Annotated in this window: 19 protein-coding genes; 3 read left to right on the top strand and 16 right to left on the bottom strand. The window is 62.0% G+C overall.

The window, feature by feature from the left end:
- Positions 1-106: 106 nt before the first annotated feature.
- From efp to DLM46_RS18295, 3 genes are all read left to right on the top strand, one after another.
- Entirely contained in the window at positions 107-664 is a 558-nt protein-coding gene (gene efp, locus DLM46_RS18305) for an elongation factor P (protein WP_115102259.1), read from the top strand.
- Between the two features lie 284 nt (positions 665-948).
- On the top strand, positions 949-1,167 hold the full coding sequence (locus DLM46_RS18300; protein WP_115102258.1) for a CsbD family protein: 219 nt from the start codon (positions 949-951) through the stop codon (positions 1,165-1,167).
- Between the two features lie 283 nt (positions 1,168-1,450).
- Positions 1,451-2,833: a sigma-54-dependent transcriptional regulator gene (locus DLM46_RS18295; RefSeq protein WP_115102257.1), complete on the top strand. Its 1,383-nt coding sequence runs from the start codon at positions 1,451-1,453 to the stop codon at positions 2,831-2,833.
- A gap of 138 nt (positions 2,834-2,971) precedes the next feature.
- Here the strand turns inward: DLM46_RS18295 and nagZ are convergent, their stop codons facing one another.
- The 16 genes from nagZ to acpP form a co-directional block, all read right to left on the bottom strand.
- Positions 2,972-4,000 carry a beta-N-acetylhexosaminidase gene (nagZ, locus tag DLM46_RS18290; protein ID WP_115102256.1) on the bottom strand — a complete coding sequence of 343 codons (1,029 nt, stop codon included), beginning with the start codon at positions 3,998-4,000 and terminating at the stop codon, positions 2,972-2,974.
- A gap of 69 nt (positions 4,001-4,069) precedes the next feature.
- Positions 4,070-4,513 (bottom strand): holo-ACP synthase, encoded by a 444-nt coding sequence (acpS, locus tag DLM46_RS18285; RefSeq protein ID WP_115102255.1) that lies wholly within the window; start codon positions 4,511-4,513, stop codon positions 4,070-4,072.
- 16 nt (positions 4,514-4,529) lie between these two features.
- Complete coding sequence (gene pdxJ / locus DLM46_RS18280) at positions 4,530-5,294, bottom strand: pyridoxine 5'-phosphate synthase (RefSeq protein WP_115102254.1); 765 nt, start codon at positions 5,292-5,294, stop codon at positions 4,530-4,532.
- Positions 5,291-6,196: a DNA repair protein RecO gene (gene recO / locus DLM46_RS18275; RefSeq protein WP_115102253.1), complete on the bottom strand. Its 906-nt coding sequence runs from the start codon at positions 6,194-6,196 to the stop codon at positions 5,291-5,293. The genes pdxJ and recO overlap by 4 nt, the downstream gene beginning before the upstream one ends.
- Entirely contained in the window at positions 6,183-7,082 is a 900-nt protein-coding gene (gene era / locus DLM46_RS18270; RefSeq protein ID WP_115102252.1) for a GTPase Era, read from the bottom strand. The genes recO and era overlap by 14 nt, the downstream gene beginning before the upstream one ends.
- Before the next feature lie 54 nt (positions 7,083-7,136).
- Positions 7,137-8,459 (bottom strand): ribonuclease III, encoded by a 1,323-nt coding sequence (gene rnc, locus DLM46_RS18265; RefSeq protein WP_115102251.1) that lies wholly within the window; start codon positions 8,457-8,459, stop codon positions 7,137-7,139.
- Positions 8,460-8,630: 171 nt separating this feature from the next.
- Entirely contained in the window at positions 8,631-9,524 is an 894-nt protein-coding gene (gene lepB, locus DLM46_RS18260; protein WP_115102250.1) for a signal peptidase I, read from the bottom strand.
- 18 nt (positions 9,525-9,542) lie between these two features.
- Complete coding sequence (lepA, locus tag DLM46_RS18255) at positions 9,543-11,336, bottom strand: translation elongation factor 4 (protein WP_115102249.1); 1,794 nt, start codon at positions 11,334-11,336, stop codon at positions 9,543-9,545.
- 193 nt (positions 11,337-11,529) lie between these two features.
- Entirely contained in the window at positions 11,530-11,784 is a 255-nt protein-coding gene (locus tag DLM46_RS18250; protein ID WP_425273996.1) for a glutaredoxin family protein, read from the bottom strand.
- Between the two features lie 3 nt (positions 11,785-11,787).
- On the bottom strand, positions 11,788-13,296 hold the full coding sequence (locus DLM46_RS18245; RefSeq protein WP_115102248.1) for a DegQ family serine endoprotease: 1,509 nt from the start codon (positions 13,294-13,296) through the stop codon (positions 11,788-11,790).
- Between the two features lie 36 nt (positions 13,297-13,332).
- Positions 13,333-14,376, bottom strand: coding sequence for a MucB/RseB C-terminal domain-containing protein (locus DLM46_RS18240; RefSeq protein ID WP_115102561.1), 1,044 nt, complete (start codon positions 14,374-14,376; stop codon positions 13,333-13,335).
- Positions 14,377-14,380: 4 nt separating this feature from the next.
- Positions 14,381-15,013, bottom strand: a complete 633-nt coding sequence (locus DLM46_RS18235) for a sigma-E factor negative regulatory protein (RefSeq protein WP_115102247.1) — start codon at positions 15,011-15,013, stop codon at positions 14,381-14,383.
- 84 nt (positions 15,014-15,097) lie between these two features.
- The gene (gene rpoE / locus DLM46_RS18230) at positions 15,098-15,697 is read right to left on the bottom strand and encodes an RNA polymerase sigma factor RpoE (protein ID WP_115102246.1); all 600 of its coding nucleotides are present in this window, start codon (positions 15,695-15,697) and stop codon (positions 15,098-15,100) included.
- A gap of 101 nt (positions 15,698-15,798) precedes the next feature.
- Positions 15,799-16,182, bottom strand: coding sequence for a hypothetical protein (locus tag DLM46_RS18225; protein ID WP_115102245.1), 384 nt, complete (start codon positions 16,180-16,182; stop codon positions 15,799-15,801).
- Between the two features lie 117 nt (positions 16,183-16,299).
- Positions 16,300-17,538, bottom strand: coding sequence for a beta-ketoacyl-ACP synthase II (fabF, locus tag DLM46_RS18220; RefSeq protein WP_115102559.1), 1,239 nt, complete (start codon positions 17,536-17,538; stop codon positions 16,300-16,302).
- Between the two features lie 219 nt (positions 17,539-17,757).
- Positions 17,758-17,997 carry an acyl carrier protein gene (acpP, locus tag DLM46_RS18215; RefSeq protein WP_004197638.1) on the bottom strand — a complete coding sequence of 80 codons (240 nt, stop codon included), beginning with the start codon at positions 17,995-17,997 and terminating at the stop codon, positions 17,758-17,760.
- Between the last annotated feature and the right edge of the window lie 99 nt (positions 17,998-18,096).

Below are 18,096 nucleotides of genomic sequence, written 5' to 3'. Positions count from 1 at the left end.
CCGCTTCCATGCGGTGCGGCGCCGGAGTGCGAGAAGCGGCGAAGCCGCTTGCGCCGTATGCCGTTGAGCAAAAGTTGAAGCTACTTATTTCGTACAGGACAGTTTTATGAAGACCGCACAGGAACTCCGCACCGGCAACGTAGTGATGATCGGCGCAGACGCGATGGTCGTGCAGAAGGCCGAATACAACAAATCGGGCCGCAACTCCGCCGTCGTCAAGATGAAATTCAAGAACCTGCTGACCGGCGCAGGCATGGAAAGCGTGTACAAGGCGGACGACAAGTTCGACGTCGTCGTGCTGGAGCGCAAGGAAGTGACGTACTCGTACTTCGCTGACCCGATGTACGTGTTCATGGACGCCGACTACAACCAGTTCGAAGTCGAAAACGAAATGATGGGCGATGCCCTTCATTACCTCGAAGACGGCATGGCTTGCGAAGTCGTGTTCTACAACGAGAAGGCCATCTCGGTCGAGCTGCCCACCACGCTGGTCCGCGAGATCATCTACACGGAACCGGCTGTCAAGGGCGATACGTCGTCGGGCAAGGTGTTGAAGAACGCCAAGCTGAACACCGGTTTCGAACTACAAGTGCCGCTTTTCTGCAACATCGGCGACAAGATCGAAATCGACACGCGTACGCACGAGTACCGCAGCCGCGCTTAAGCGCCCGCGGACGGAACCCTGCGCTGGAGCAACACCGGCGCCGAAAAAAATGCGACAAAAAAAAGCGCCCACTTTGGGCGCTTTTTCTTTTCTGTGCTGCCGTGTATGGTTGAGGAAAACTTTACCGGCAACCTTCTCGAATATGCTTGCCCGACATCCTCGCGCTGCCGTTCTGTATCCTTCAAACCATTGATAAGTTTAAGTAAATGGTTGTGGCACGGTCCATGCTCCCTCTGAGTCGTAGGCCTGCACCGCTTTATTTTCCTCAAGTCCGGAGATGCGACATGAATATCGACATCGCTGAAGGCGAGTGGAAACACATGCGTGGCGACACGAAGACTGCAAGGGGCGAGCTGACGGATGACGAATTGACCAAAGCGAAAGGCCGCGCCGACAAACTCGCCGCGTCGATCCAGGAGCGTTACGGCAGGACCCGCGAGCAGGCGGATCTTGAGGTACGACGCTTCGTCGACAGAAACCGGGATATCTGGCCGGTCGAATGAAGGAAATACAGGCCCCCTGCCATACGTTATAGAAATCGAGGCACCTGACCGAATTGCAAAGGACCAGAACTACATGAGTCGAATCGCCGTCGCACGCATCACGTCGCGCTCATCTCCATTGCCCGGTTGCTGCCGCGCCGCCTTGGCGGACGCCGCTCGAGCGGCCCAGCGCTCGACCGGCCATTTGACCGTTCATACCGGCCAGCCATCGCGCCCGTGCCGCACGCCGAAGTCCCGGCGGTGCAACGCGGGTATTCCATCCATTTAAAAAATTGCGCTCGCTATGCCACATGCCCTGATTGTTGAAGACGATCCCAATAGCCTGTCGGGCCTGTCCGCCATCCTCTCTGCCGACGGCTTCTCCGTCGACATCGCGACGACGATCGCCGAGGCCCGGGCCGCGCTGACACGCTTCATTCCCGACGTCGTGCTGGTCGACCTGAATCTGCCGGACGGCAGCGGGCTCGATCTGTTGCAGCATCTGCCCGCGCATCCGCCCGGCGGCGCCTTGCCTGTGATCGTGATGACCGGCAACGCAACGGTCGAGAGCGCGATCGAAGGCTTGCGGCACGGCATCTGGGACTATCTGCTCAAGCCGGTCAACATTCCGCGCCTGCGCAGCCTGCTTGCGCGTATTCCGCGTCCGTACGAACTGACCGAGGAAGTGCAGACGCTGCGCGCGGCGCTGCGTCAGCTCGGGCGCTTCGGTGCGATGCTCGGCAGAAGCGGCGCGATGCAGCATGTCTACGACACGATCGAACATCTCGCGCCGACCGAAGCCGCCGTACTGATCGCCGGCGAAACCGGCACCGGCAAGCATGTCGCCGCGCGCACGCTGCACGACATGAGCCGGCGCCGCAAAGGTCCGTTCGTCACCTTTGATTGCCGTACCGCGGGCAGCGTCGCTGCGCACCGTCCGCTCGACAGCCTGATGTTCGGCCACGAGCACGGCGCCTTCGGCGGCGCCGACCAGCGCGAACCAGGTCTCTTCGAGCAGGCGAGTGGGGGCACGCTGTTCATCGACGAAATCGCCGAACTGCCGCGTGTGCAACAGGAAGCGCTGCTGCGCGCGCTCGATTCGCAGACCTTCATACGGGTCGGCGGCACGCATCAGGTGGTGACGGACTTCCGGCTGATCGCGTCGACCCGCAAGGTGCCGCGTACGGCAGTCGCCGACGGCAGCCTGCACGAGGATCTCGCATTGCGCCTCGAAGCCGCGGCGGTGACGCTGCCGCCGCTGCGCGAACGTGCCGACGACGCTGCCTTGATCGCGCAAGCCGTCGTTGACGAGTTGAATCATGAAGCGGCCGTGCGCGGCACGGCGGAAGTCGCCAAGCAGATTGGGCCGAATTTCCTGCGCGAGTGCCTCGCCTATGAATGGCCGGGCAACGTGCGCGAATTGCAGGACCGCGTGCGGCGCGCTTATCACGCGTCGGGCGACGTACTCGAATCGCTGCGCGCCGACGAGGCGGGTTCGGTCAACGGCCGCGATCTCAGCGGCAGCCGCGTGCAGGTGACGGTCGGCACACCGCTCGCCGATGTCGAAGAAATGCTGATTCGCGCGACGCTCGATGCGGTCGGCGGTACGCGGCATCGTGCAGCGTCGCTGTTGGGGATCAGTCCGAAGACGCTTTACAACAAGCTGCAGCGGATGCGGTTGAACTGAGCGCTGCCGGCTGTGCAGTAGAGCTTGAATGAAAAACACCCCAAAGTTGGATCAGTGTCCAACTTTTGGGGTGCAGTTCAAAGGCGCCGTGTTTTTAGTCCGACTCTGTCGCCTGACGCAATTGCGTGAGCCAGCGCGTCACGCAAACACGCTACGCAGCAATGCCTGTGCTTGCTGATATTGCGGATCGGCCACCAGCTTGCCCCAGGTGAGCGCCTTGCCGCGCGGACGCATGCGCTTGAGACGCCGCTGCGAATCCTTCGACGGCGTGAAACGCAACGCATCGAGCACCTTCTCCGCTTCGTCCGGCTGATTGCAGATCAGCACCATGTCGCAACCGGCCTGCAACGCGGCGCTCGCGCCTTCGGTCAGCGTACCGCCTTGCCGCGCTGCTTCCATCGACAGATCGTCGCTGAAAATCGCGCCTTCGAAGCGCAGCTTGTTGCGCAGAATGTCCTGCAGCCAGACGCGCGAGAAACCGGCTGGCTTCGAGTCGACTTGCGGGTAGATCACGTGCGCCGGAATCACCGATCCCAGCGACAAACCTAACCAGTCATACGGCGCCACGTCGTCGCGCAGGATTTCGTCCAGCGTTCTGTCGTCGACCGGCATCGCGACGTGCGAGTCCGCCTGTGCGAAGCCGTGTCCCGGGAAGTGCTTGCCGCAATTGCTCATGCCCGCCAGCGCGAGACCGTGATTGAGGCTCTTCGCCAGCAAGGTCACGACGCGCGGATCGCGGTGAAACGAGCGATCGCCGATCACTTGCGACTGACCGTAGTTCAGATCGAGCACCGGCGTAAAACTCATATCGATGCCGCACGCGCGCAACTCCGACGCAAGGATGTAGCCGACGGCCGTCGTCACTTTGGTGGCGTGCAGCACGTCGCTGTCCCACAGCGCGCCGAGCTTGCCCATCGCCGGCAGCACCGTGAAACCGTCGCTCCGAAAGCGCTGCACGCGGCCGCCTTCGTGATCGACGGCAATCAAAATATCCGCACGGACCGCGCGGATCGAATCGGTCAGCGCGATCAATTGCGCGCGGCTTTCGTAGTGGCGCGCGAACAGGATCACGCCGCCGGTCATCGGATGGGCAAGGCGGCGCTTGTCGTCGTCGTTCAGCGTTGTGCCGACCACGTCGAGCATCACCGGTCCGGGAATGGTTTTCATTGAATTCCGCTAGAAAAAAGCTCGAGGCAAGGAGAGACGCAGCCGGCGTGCGCCGCGTTCAAAGTATTTTTATTCGTCGCTGGCGGGCGCATAAGGGGAGTCCGGCCCTCGCGCCGACGCCCCTGTTTCCGCGATCACGAACGACACCGCGTAGTCGCGCTCATCGCTGATCGTCACGCGCGCGGTGATGCCGCGCGCATCGAGCCATTCGGCGAGTTCGCCCGAGGCGACCACCATCGGCTCGCCGCTCGGCTTGTTGAGCGTTTGCAGCGCGCGCCAGGTCATCGGCCAGTGCATGCCGAGGCCGATCGCTTTCGAGAACGCTTCTTTGGCCGAGAAGCGCGTGGCGAGAAACGCGAGACCGCGCGCCGCCGAACGGGCCTGGCGCGCGTGATAGATGCGCAATTCGTCCGGGCCGAGCACCTTTTCGGCGAAACGCCCGTTGGTACGCGTCATCACCGCGGCCACGCGGCTGACCTGAACGACGTCCGTGCCGATACCGTAGATCGCCATGCGGGGCGCCGTGGCGTTAGGCGCACGCGCCGAGACGCGCGGCGACCATGATCGCCTTCATCTCGCGCACCGCGTTGTCCCAGCCGGCGAAGATCGCATGCGCGACGATCGCGTGGCCGATATTCAGCTCGACAATGCCTTCGATCGCGGCGATCTGCTGGACGTTGGTGTAATGCAGACCATGACCCGCATTCACCTTGATGCCAAGCGTCGCGCCGAATTCGACGGCGCGCACCACCCGCTCGTATTCGCGCTGCTGTTCGGCGGGATCGTGCGCTTCTGCGTAACGGCCCGTGTGCAGTTCGATCACCGGCGCGCCGGCTTCGTGCGCCGCACGAATTTGCGTTTCGTCCGGATCGATGAAGAGCGACACGCGCGAATTCGCTGCCGCGAGCTGCTTGCACGCGGCGCGCACGGCCTCGAACTGGCCGGCAACGTCCAGCCCGCCTTCGGTCGTCAGTTCCTGGCGCTTTTCCGGCACGAGGCAAACGTCGTGCGGTTGCACTTCGCACGCGATGTCGAGCATCTCCTGCGTAACCGCGCATTCGAGATTCATCCGCGTCTTGAGCAGCGGACGCAGCGTGCGCACGTCGGCGTCGACGATATGGCGGCGGTCTTCACGCAGGTGCAGCGTAATCACGTCGGCGCCGGCTTCTTCTGCCTGCAAAGCGGCGCGGATCGGATCGGGATAAGTCGTGCCGCGCGCGTTGCGCAGCGTGGCGACGTGGTCGATGTTCACGCCCAGGTCAATCACATTCGGCGACGTAAGAAAGAAGCTCATAAGTTCTGCAAGTCGATCAGGATCTGGCGCGTCGCGAGCGGCGTGCCGCCAAGGTAAGTGTTGAGCAGAAAGCGCATCAGCGTTTTGCTTTGCGCCACCGTCTGCGCTCGATGGTAATCGTCCTGTTCCATGTCGAGCAAGGTTTGTCCGGAGATCACCGGCCATTGCGCAGGCAGGTCGTCAGACGCTTCGCGCACGCCGCGCTCGGGATCGAACACGTAGCGGCCATCCGCTTGTACGGCTTTTCGCGCGACGGTGCGGTCGAGCGCCATCGCGTAGCCGGTTTCCCGCAGCAGTACGCGCTCGAACGAGCGCAGCACCTGCACGGGCGGCTCGTCGTGCGCGAGTCGCGTCATGGTCACGACGTAATGATGGAACAGTTGCGGATGCGGATCTTCACGCGCGCAGAATTTGACCAGCAGTTCGTTGACGTAGAAGCCGCACAGCAACGCGTCGCCCGTCAAAGGCAACATCCCGCCGACCCATTCGGCGCCGGTCAGCGTGCGCACTTCGGATTTGCCCGACCACGACAACGCGAGTGGCTGAAACGTCTGCAGCACGCCGCGCAACGCCGAGTGCGGACGCTTCGCGCCTTTCGCGACGAGCGCAAGGCGGCCGTAATCGCGCGAGAGCACGTCGATGATCAGACTGGTTTCGCGATACGGATAGCTGTGCAGGACGAAAGCGGGTTGCTCCGCGATCCGGTACTCGGACGCGGAGGTGCGGGGTGCGCGGCGTGGCGGCGCTTGGCGCGGCTCGCCTTCGGCGCCCGGTGCGCTTTTACTGGCGGATTTTCGGGTGGTGCGGGCGGGTCTGGACGGCTCGCGCGCCGGCGCGGCCGGCTCCGGGTCGTCCGGGTCAGCGTCGGAATTCAGCGTCATCCACGCGTCATTCGTACCCATACGCGCGAAGTCCCGCTTCGTTGTCGGCCCAGCCGCTCTTCACCTTGATGAAGGTTTCGAGATAGACCGGACCATCGAACAGCTTTTCCATGTCGAGACGCGCTTCCGTGCTGATCTGCTTCAGCTTCGCGCCCTTCTGTCCGATGATCATCGCCTTGTGCGTGTCGCGCTCGACCATGATGGTCGCGAAAATGCGACGCAGGCGCCCTTCGGTTTCGAACTTGTCGATCAGCACGGTGCTGGTGTACGGCAGTTCGTCGCCAGTCCAGCGGAACACCTTTTCGCGCAGGATCTCGGCGGCAAGAAAGCGCTCGCTGCGATCGGTCAGGTCATCTTCGCCATAGATCGGCGCACCTTCCGGCAGGAACGGCTTGACCGTCGCCATCAATCGTTTGATGTCGTCCGGATTCTTCGCCGACAGCGGCACGATCTCGTTGAACTCGCGCAGCGCGCTCACCTGTTGCATGAACGGAAACAGCGAATCCTTATCCGACACACGATCGAGCTTGTTCGCGATCAGCAGCGTGGGCACCGACGGCGGAATCAGATCGAGCACCTTCTGATCGTCCGCGCCGAAGCGGCCCGCTTCGATTACGAACAGGATCGCGTCGACCGAAGTTAGCGTGGACGTGACCGCGCGATTTAGCGACCGGTTCAGCGCGCCGCTATGCTTGGTCTGAAAACCCGGTGTATCGACGAAGATGTACTGGGCGTCCTCGAGCGTGTGAATGCCGGTGATGCGGTGGCGCGTGGTCTGCGCCTTGCGCGACGTGATACTGACTTTCTGGCCGACCAGCGCGTTCATCAGCGTGGACTTGCCGACATTCGGACGGCCGACGATCGCGACCATGCCGCAGCGAAAACCAGTGGGAGTGGGAGCGTTCATATTCGGGCTACGGCAAGTTCAGAACGACACGCGGAGGCCGCGTGCCGATAGCAATCAATGGCCCGCGTCGGCGACGCGCGTTTGCACCGCGTCGGCTACACCGGGTTCGGGTTCAGTTTGCGCCGGCGCGTTGGACGTGGGCACGGCTGCGCCTGCTGCGCCGGGTGTGACGTCGCGGCTGCGATGTTTGTCGACGCTGCGGACGGAGGCGCCTTCGGGCTTGGCATCGGCGGATTTGGCGTCCACCGGCTTTGAGTCCACCGGCTTGACGTCCACCGGCTTGACGTCCACCGGTTTGGCGTCCACGGGCTTCAAGTCCGGCTTCTCAGCCGCCTTATCCGCCGCGGCCTTGTCTGCGGGCTTTTCGCTTGCGTGGGTGGTCGCTTTGTCCGCCTTTTCAGCCTTCTCAGTGCGCTCGGGCTTGTCCTGTCCGCTGTACTCCACGTGCGCCGCACGAATCACCGCCAGCGGCGCGGGTGTGGCGGCCAGCGTTGGCCGGTCGGCCGTGGATTCCGCTGCGGCGGCCGACCCAGCGGCGGCGACAGCGCGGCTCTCGCCACGTCCCGCGCCGCGTTCGTTCTTGCGATCCGGGCTGCGCAAATCGAGCGCGGCCTGTACACCGGTCACACCGGGCACGATCTCCGGCTCGGTATGCTTCGCCGCACGGGCGCTTTTCGAGCGCTTGTGCTTGGCGACGACTGCAGGCGCCGCAGCCATCACTTCGTCGAGCGCTTTCTTGGCCGCGGCCTGCTCGGCCGCGCGGCGGCTTGCGCCCGAACCGGACACTTTCACATCCAGTTTCGGCACCGTGCATTCGACTTCGAACTGCTGATTGTGCGCCGCACCATGAGTCGCGACGACCGTGTAGGTTGGCAGCGCGATCTTGTGACCCTGCAAATATTCCTGCAGAAGGGTCTTGGCGTCTTTGCCGAGCGTGCGCGGGTCGATGTGATCGAGAATCGGCACATAGAGGCGCTTAATGACCGTCTGGGCGGCCTCGAAGCCACCGTCGAGGAACACTGCACCCAGCACCGCCTCGAGCGTATCAGCGAGGATGGACGGCCGGCGGAAGCCACCGCTGCGCAGTTCGCCTTCGCCAAGCCGCAGGCCTTCCGAAATATTCAGGGCCTGAGCAATCTCGTACAGCGACTGCTGTTTGACCAGATTGGCACGGACGCGTGACAGATCGCCTTCGTCCAGTTTGCCGAACCGTTGGAACAAAAGCGCAGCCACCGCGCAATTCAGAACGGAGTCGCCGAGAAACTCGAGCCGTTCGTTATGCGTGGCGCTATGACTGCGGTGCGTTAAAGCCTGGCGCAACAATTCCGCATTGCGAAATTCGTAGCGCAAACGGCTTTCCAACGGAGATAAGGGCATGGGCAGAGTATAACGCGGGCGCCTGCCCCGGCGAAAACGCGGGACGGCCAGCGGAAAAAGCGTAGTGAAGCGACGTTACCGCAGGTTCTTAAAGTAGCGTGACAACACGCTGCGACTGACGTGACCTCTCGGCCATTTGCGCAGCGTGTCGTGCAATCAATGCATGCGTGCTCAGTTGAAAGAGCCGATGCGTTTCAGATTGCTGAAGTTCATCCAGATGAAAAACGCGCGGCCGACGATATTCTTGTCCGGCGCGAAGCCCCAATAACGGCTATCGGCGCTGTTATCGCGGTTGTCGCCCATCATGAAGTAATTGCCCGCTGGCACTTTGCAGATCACGCCGCGTGCGTTGTACGTGCAGTTGTCGCGATAAGGATAATCTTCCGCGCCGACGATGAACGGCGGCACAGCCGGATTGTTCAGAATCGCGTTCTTGCGGCCGCCGATATCTTCTTCGAACTGCTTCGCGTAACCGAGGCGCTCTTCGTCGAGGTAATCCGGCAGCACCGTTTCCGGCACCGGTTTGCCGTTGATCGTCAGTTTCTTGTCCTGATACGCGACGGTGTCGCCCGGCAAGCCGATCACGCGCTTGATGTAGTCGACCGATTCGTCTTTCGGGTAGCGGAACACCACCACATCGCCGCGTTCGAGCGGACGGCCTTGCGTGATCTTCGTGTTGCTGATCGGCAGACGGATGCCGTAGTCGAATTTATTGACGAGGATGAAGTCGCCCACCAGCAGCGTCGGCACCATCGAACCCGACGGAATCTTGAACGGCTCGACCACAAACGAGCGCACCACGAATACCACCAGAATCACCGGGAAGAAGCTCGCTGAATACTCGAGCCACCACGGTTGACGCAGCTTGTCGTCATGCAGACGGGCGCGCGTTTGCGCCGCGTTTTCGTCGGCGAAACGCTCGCCGACGCGTGCTTGCTGACGGTCGAACTCGGCGACCGCCGCTTGCGCCGCGAGCCGCCGTTGCGGCATGAAAACCAGTTTATCTGCGACCCATGCGACGCCCGTCAATATGACGAGCACAAAAAGAATCAGCGCAAAATTCATAGGGTTCCGTTGTTCGTCTTATTTGTCTTCGACACGCAGGATCGCGAGGAAAGCCTCTTGCGGAATCTCGACGGACCCGACCTGCTTCATTCGCTTCTTGCCTGCCTTTTGCTTTTCCAGCAGCTTCTTCTTACGCGTAATATCGCCGCCGTAGCATTTTGCCAGCACGTTCTTACGCAACGCTTTAATGTTTTCGCGCGCGATAATGTTCGAGCCGATGGTGGCCTGAATCGCGACGTCGTACATCTGGCGCGGAATCAGTTCGCGCATTTTTGCCGCCACTTCCCGGCCGCGATACTGGCTTTGCGAACGGTGCACGATCACCGACAACGCATCGACCTTGTCGCCGTTGATCAGCATGTCGACTTTCACGACATCAGCCGCGCGATATTCCTTGAACTCGTAATCCATCGACGCATAACCGCGCGACAGCGATTTCAGACGGTCGAAGAAGTCGAGCACCACTTCGCCCATTGGGATTTCGTAGGTCAGCTGAACCTGGCGGCCGTGGTACTGCATGTTGATCTGCGTCCCGCGCTTTTGCGTACACAGCGTGATCACCGCGCCGACATAGTCCTGCGGCATGTACAGATTCACGGTGACGATCGGCTCGCGCACTTCCTCGATCTTCGACGGCTCCGGCATCTTGGCCGGATTCTCGACCATGATGGTCGTGCCGTCGCGCTGCAGGACCTCGTACACCACGGTCGGCGCCGTGGTGATCAGGTCCATGTCGAACTCGCGTTCGAGCCGCTCCTGCACGATCTCCATGTGCAAAAGACCGAGGAAGCCGCAACGGAAACCAAAACCGAGCGCCTGCGATACTTCCGGCTCGTATTGCAGCGAAGCGTCGTTGAGCTTGAGCTTTTCCAGCGACTCACGCAGCGCGTCGTACTGGTTGGCTTCAACTGGGTAGAGCCCCGCGAACACCTGAGGCTTCACTTCCTTGAAGCCTGGCAGCGGCGCGGTTGCCGGCCGGTTCACCAGCGTGACGGTATCGCCCACTTTCGCCGCGGCCAATTCCTTGATGCCGGCGATGATGAAGCCCACCTGCCCCGCGGACAACGATTCGAGGTTCTTCGACTTCGGTGTGAACACGCCGACGTGCTCGACCGGATACTGTGCGCCGGTGGCCATCATGCGGATCTTGTCTTTTGGACGCAGCGTGCCGTTGACGAGACGCACCAGCATCACGACGCCGACGTAGTTGTCGAACCACGAGTCGATGATCAGCGCTTGCAGCGGTGCTTCCGGATCGCCCTTCGGCGGCGGCACTTTGGCGATCAGCGCTTCGAGCACGTCTTCGACGCCCAGGCCGGTCTTCGCGCTGCAATGCGTGGCGTCGGTTGCGTCGATGCCGATCACGTCTTCGATTTCGGAGATCGCGTTTTCGGGGTTCGCGGCCGGCAAGTCGATCTTGTTGAGCACCGGAATCACGTCGACGCCCAGTTCGATCGCCGTGTAGCAGTTGGCCACCGTTTGCGCCTCGACGCCCTGGCTCGCGTCGACGACGAGCAGCGCGCCTTCACATGCGGACAGCGAACGGCTGACTTCGTACGAGAAGTCGACGTGGCCCGGCGTGTCGATCATGTTCAGGTTGTAGACCTGTCCGTCACGAGCCTTATACGTCAGTGCGGCGGTTTGCGCCTTGATGGTGATGCCGCGCTCGCGCTCGAGATCCATCGAGTCGAGCACTTGAGATTCCATCTCGCGGTCGGACAAGCCGCCGCAGATCTGGATGATGCGATCGGCGAGCGTCGACTTGCCATGGTCGATGTGCGCAATGATCGAGAAGTTACGAATATGATCCATTCAGTGCCGATCAAGCAAAAAAGGCGCGCTCGGACAATAGCGGAGCACGCCTTGTAAGTAGGTGAAAAACCTATCTATTTTAGCCGAAAAGGCTACCGCCCGGCGCATCTTACAAGGACCGGGCGGAAAAGACGGCTCAGGAGAGGCGTGAAACCTGGGACGGACGGCGCAGGCGTTTATGCCGCTGAATCGCTCAAGGCGCCGCCGCGACGCGCGCGGCGAGCGCGGTACGGACCCGCGCCGCATCGAGGTGATAGTGACATAGTTCGACGCCGTCGCAGGCCAGAACCGGTACCAGTTCGTTGTAACGGGCTTCCAGCAGGGGATCGGAGTCGACGTCGACCACCTCGACATGCGCGCCGAACTCGGCCAGCAGCGGCTCGAGCGCGACGCGCATGTCGTCGCACAAGTGGCACCACGCGCGCCCGTACAGGGTGAGCAGCACCACCGTTTACTTCTGCGCGCTGCGCGGACGAATCGGCACGAACTGCGTGTTCTCGCCGCGGCGAACCAGCAGCGCGACCATTTTCTGCGGATCGAGGTGCGAGGTCACGTCGTCGAACTGCTTTGCGCTCGTGATATCCGTATCGCCGACGCGCAGCACGATGTCGCCCTTTTGCAGACCCACGCGCGCTGCCGGACCGTCCACCGCGTCGATCTGCACGCCGTTGCGCAGTTTCAGCGCCTTCAACTGATCGGCGGGGATATCGCTGACCGCCAGGCCCAACACGTTCGTCGCACGCTGCTTCGGCGCGGGCGGCTTCTTCGCATCCGCTTTGGCGGTCTTGTCCGGCTGCATCTCCGCAATCGTGACCGGCAGCTCGCGCGTCTGGCCCTTGCGCCAGACCGTGATCGTCGATTTGGTGCCCGGCTTCGTATCGCCGACCATGCGCGGCAAGTCCGTTGCAGTGTCGACCGAATGGCCGTTGAACTTCAGGATGATGTCGCCCGGCTGCACGCCGGCCTTGTCGGCCGGACCGCCCGGCTCGACGCTGCTGACCAGCGCGCCTTGCGCCTTCGGCAAACCGAGCGAATCGGCCACGTCTTTGGTCACTTCGCCGATCGCCACCGCGATGCGCCCGCGCACGACCTTACCCGACGCTTTCAGCTGATCGGCCACGCGCATCGCTTCGTCAATCGGAATCGCGAACGAAATACCCATGAAACCGCCGGTGCGGCTGTAGATCTGCGAGTTGATGCCGATCACTTCGCCCTGCATATTGATCAGCGGACCGCCTGAGTTGCCCGGATTGACGGCCACGTCGGTCTGGATGAACGGCAGGTAATCGCCCGTGTCGCGCCCCTTGGCGCTGACGATGCCGGCGGTCACGGTGTTTTCGAGACCGAACGGCGAGCCGATCGCGACCACCCACTCGCCCACGCGCACCTTGTTGGAGTCGCCAATCGTGATGGTCGGCAGATTGGCGGCGCTGATCTTGACGACGGCAACGTCCGTCCGATCGTCCACGCCGATCAGCTTCGCCTTGAATTCGCGCTTGTCAGTGAGCGTGACGTAAATGGTGTCGGCATCGTCGATGACGTGCGCGTTGGTCATCACGTAGCCGTCGGCCGACAGGATGAAACCGGAGCCGACGCCACTGTTCTGTTCGGCATCGCTGCTATCCGGGGCGTCCTGGCTGCCGCCGCTGCCGCCGTTATCACCGCCGCGCGGCGTACCGGGCGTTTGCGGCGATTGCGGCAACGGGATGCCGAAGAAGCGGCGGAAAAATTCGGACATATCGCCGTCGTCCATGCCCGGAGGGAGACCGCCGCGCGCGCCGCTGCTCGACACACGCGTAGTTGTGCGGATGTTGACGACGGCTGGGCCGACCTTGTCGACCAGATCGGTGAAATCGGGCAGATTGGCTGCGGGAGCCGCAGACGCCATATGCGGCAAAAGCGGCAAACACGCCGCTACCACCGCGGCCGCGAGGAATTTGCGCACCGAGAAAGTCGTCATATCGTAGCGAGCCGAGGGATTCGAGGATTCAGAAAGTTACTTCGGAGCTTTGTATTCTATGGCAGACGCGAATTGCTGCAATGTGCTCTGGGGCACTTCACCGAGCAGGGTAATCCAGAAGTCGCCGCGCCGCTTGACCAGCACATGCGTCGCCCCGCTACTGCCGGCGCCTTCCTTGCGGGTGTTGTTTTCGACCGGCTCGACGAACACAGAAATGGCAGCGAGACCGTCGGAGAACACGGCCTGGTCGACCGGAATGGTAGGTTGGCCCGCGTCGCGTGCGGCCATTGGGCGGCGCAATTCGCGAATCTTGCGGAAGCCCGGTACTGTCGGCGCGATCTGCCAACCTTGCGCTTGCATATCGACGGGCTCGACCGGCGGACGCACGACAGTCCAGCCAGCCGTATTACGAATTCCGCTGACGATCGCGGCCTTGTCGACCGGCACGCCAATGCGAATCTGGGAAAACGACAATTGCTCGAGCACCTGGCCGTTCGGGTCGAGCGTCTGGGCACGCAGCAGCAAGCCGGTCTTCTTGTCGGCCCACAGCTTGTACGCAAAGCGATAGGCATCTTTCGGATCGAGTTCGATCACCTGGCTGTCGACGCCCGCGACGCGGTCGTCGCCGAGCAGTTTCGGCTCGTAAACCGACAGCACCTGTTCGCCGCTCACTGCCAGCAGTGCCGGGAACGAATCTTTGTTCTGGCGCTTCTCGACCACGCACAGATGCCGCTCCGGCACGAAGGTGTAAAGCTCTTCATTATGGCGCAGCATTTTGCGCGGCTTGCCGTCGAGGCTTTCGAGCTGCTCGAATTCGCCGTCCGCGCGGGTCGCGTAGTGCGCGATCCGCGACGTCTGCACATAATTGCCACGCTGATAGACGAAGGCGCCCTCGTAGTTCTGCTGCTGCGCGGCCTGATGGATGCGGTCAAGCAGATCCGCAGCCGTGCGATGGGCAACGAGCGGATCGTCGGTTTGTGCAAAGACCCGCGGTGTAGCGGACAACAATACGGCTGCGCAGAACAGAAGTGCCGGCAGCCGCCCCCAGATAGTCGTTTTGTTCAACCGCGGAGTCTGCATCAAACTATTGGCCTTGCGTAGAGACGGCGGCAGCGCGGATCAGCGGCATCGACCCCGGCATGACCGGTTGTTGCGCGAATTGCTGGTGAGCTTCCAGATACTGGTCGAGACTTGCATCACGAATGATATTGGCGTCTGGTGCGATCGGCGCAACGGTCGCGGCCGGCACGGAAGCCATGGCCACACGTTGCAGCGCATCGCCACGCGCCTGGACCGACGCGACTTGCGTAACACCCGGACCGCCCGGCACGCCCTGCAGTTGCGGCACGACGATCCACGTCAGGGTAGCGGCGGCGGCGGCGACGGCAAAAGCCGGTACAACGCGGCGGCGCAAAGCCAGCAGACGACGCGCGACAGGCATCGGGGCAGGCGCGAGCACGTGCGGCTCGTTTTCGAAGCGCGCGGCAAAACCGCTCAGGAACGCGCTGCTCGCCGCCGGGCTGACCGCCAGATCGTCGGAACGCAGAGCGTCGCCGATCAGGTGATAGCTCGACCAGGCGGCACGATCTTCGCGGTCCAGTTCGGACAAAAACTTGTTCAGATTCAGATGCTCTTCACCGAACAGCTCACCGTCGACAAAAGCGGACAGACGCTCGCTGCGCGAGCTGGCTTGCGATTGCATCGAGACCGACCCCATGATGCTCCCCATCTTACAAACACCCCGTAGTGACACCACTAACTCAGATATTGCACCCACGCCCCCGTCCTGCCGGCTGGTCGATTACCAGCGCTTGCCTTCAGGTGTGTCAAGCAACGGACGCAATTTTGCCGCAATGGCTTCGCGAGCGCGGAAAATTCGTGATCTGACGGTGCCAATTGGGCAACCCATCATGTCAGCGATTTCCTCGTAGCTCAAACCCTCAATTTCACGAAGAGTAATGGCGGTGCGCAACTCTTCCGGTAAAACCGCCATCGCAGCATTGACCGTCTCAGCGATCTGCTTGCTCATCAACATCGACTCAGGCGTGTTGATATCCCTTAGTTGGTCGGCGTCCGAGAAAGTTTCAGCTTCTTCAGCATCCGCTTCGGTCGATGTCGGTGCGCGCCGCCCCTGGGTCGCAAGGTAGTTCTTTGCCGTATTGACCGCAATCCGGTACAACCACGTATAAAACGCCGATTCGCCGCGAAACTGCGGTAATGCCCGGTACGCCTTGATAAAGGCGTCCTGAGCGACGTCTTCTACTTCGGCGGGGTCCCGCACGAGGCGCGAGATCAGCCGGAGAATCTTGCGGTGGTATTTGGAGACCAGAAGCTCGAACGCGGCCTTGTCGCCCTTCTGGACGCGCTCGACCAGCACCTGATCAATTTCTTTTTCGCTCACCTGATAAATCCGTTAACTATAGGGCGCATGGCGGGGCACCATTGTAGCGTCCCCCTCATCACGGCACGTTACTACGGTAACAGCGGTTACAGTCGTTACAGTCACGCACCTGCGCCGCGCCGGCCCCGCACCGCCAGTTCCCGGAAGACAGGTGCTGTGAGTGCGTCGGCGGCGACCAATAGCGTACGGGGGCGCCCATGATCCGGCGCCAGGGCCAGAACGAGCAGACGGCCGCTCCATTGCGAACAGCCGGCAATGCGGCCCTGCGCCAGCAGGTTCCCCGCGCGATCCCACGCAGACAATCCGTCCGGCCCGAGGTTGAGCGCGACAGGCTGCGCGCGCTCATATCTCGCTGCGCACAGCGCCAGCAACGCCAACCCGGCGAGCGACAACGGAAGCGCCTGCCACGCGCCCAGACGCGACGCGAGGCAGGTATGGACAGCCAGCGCGGCGGTCAGAACGAAAACGCCCAAGGCGGCGCGCATGGCGATGGAGCGCCGCAACGCAATTCGTTGCGGCGCTCCGTTCGGCGTTGCCGATTCGGGGGAAGCTGCCGGCTGAGCCGGCGTCGTCGACTGGCGCGTCACCCGGCGATCAGATGGTCAGGCGCGCTTGAAAACCAGCGTGCCGTTCGTGCCGCCGAACCCGAACGAGTTCTTCAGCGCGACGTCGATCTTCATCTCCCGCGCAGTGTTCGCGCAGTAATCGAGATCACAGGCCGGATCCTGGTTGAAGATGTTGATCGTCGGTGGCGACACCTGATGATGCACAGCCAGCACAGTGAACACGGACTCCAGACCACCGGCGCCGCCCAGCAGGTGGCCCGTCATCGACTTGGTCGAATTCACGACCATGTCTTTGGCGTGGTCGCCGAAAGCGCGCTTGATGCCGGTGGTTTCGGCCAGGTCGCCGAGCGGCGTGGACGTGCCGTGCGCGTTCAGGTAATTCACCTGATCGGAGTTGACACCCGCGTTCTTCAGAGCGGCCAGCATGCAGCGGCGTGCGCCGTCGCCGTCTTCCAGCGGCGCGGTCATGTGATAGGCGTCGCCGCTCATCCCATAGCCGCCGACTTCGGCGTAAATCTTCGCGCCGCGCGCCTTCGCGTGTTCGTACTCTTCGAGCACCATCACCCCGGCGCCCTCGCCCAGCACGAAACCGTCGCGATCCTTGTCCCACGGACGGCTCGCCGTTGCCGGATCGTCGTTGCGTTGCGACAGCGCACGCGCCGCCGCAAAGCCGCCGATACCGAGCGGCGACACGGTCGATTCCGCGCCGCCGGCGATCATCACGTCGGCGTCGCCGTATTCGATCAGGCGCGAAGCCTCGCCAATACAGTGCAGCCCCGTGGTACACGCGGTAACGATCGCGAGATTCGGGCCTTTGATGCCGAACTTGATCGACAGATGGCCGGAGATCATGTTGATGATCGAAGCCGGCACGAAGAACGGCGAAATGCGGCGCGGACCGCGATTCAGCAACTCGGTTTGCGTCACCTCGATCATCGGCAAGCCGCCAATGCCCGAACCGACCACCACGCCGATGCGCTCCGAATTCTCATCAGTGACTTCGAGGCCGCTGTCCTGCATCGCCTGGATGCCCGCAGCCACGCCGTAATGGATGAACGTATCCATGTGGCGCGCTTCCTTGCCGGGGATGTAGTCCTCGATATTGAAGCCCTTCACCTCGCCGGCGAAACGAGTCGAAAAGTTCGACGCGTCGAACTTCGTGATATTGGCAATACCCGACTTGCCGGCGACCAGATTGGCCCAGCCGTCGGCAACATTATTGCCAACAGGCGAAATCAGCCCCAGGCCTGTAACAACAACACGACGGCGGCTCACGGTAACCCCTTTTTCATAGATGACAAAAGCAAAAGCCACAGCGGCTACAGGAATCTGCCCTGTATGCCCTGTGGCTGTTAAGTCGGCAATCGCGCGGAAAATTGCGCTGTCAACATCGCTGGCTCCTGCACGGCAAAAAACACCAGCCCCGCTGGCGTCGGCAACCGACACGGCAGGGCGTCATACGCCGCCAACGCTGAAACGCAGGCGCGAATGACTTTAGGCCTTGACGTTCGCGCGAGCGTAATCGATCGCTTGCTGAACGGTCGTGATCTTCTCGGCTTCTTCATCCGGAATTTCCATGCCGAATTCGTCTTCGAGGGCCATCACGAGTTCGACGGTGTCAAGCGAGTCAGCGCCCAGGTCGTTCACGAATGAAGCCTCGTTCTTGATTTCAGCTTCTGCAACGCCCAGTTGTTCTGCGACGATCTTCTTGACGCGCTGTTCGATATTGTCCATTACCCCTCCAAGGGAAAAGAAGTTCAAAAATACAGGTGCGCGCATTTTATCAGGTTTGACCCGGCAAAAAAGCGGCGCATCCGGTTGCTGTCAAGGCAT

Origin of the sequence: Paraburkholderia lacunae (genome assembly GCF_003353175.1) — a bacterium.
In the GTDB taxonomy this organism is placed as follows: domain Bacteria; phylum Pseudomonadota; class Gammaproteobacteria; order Burkholderiales; family Burkholderiaceae; genus Paraburkholderia; species Paraburkholderia lacunae.
This window is presented reverse-complemented; position numbering and strand designations above follow the sequence as displayed.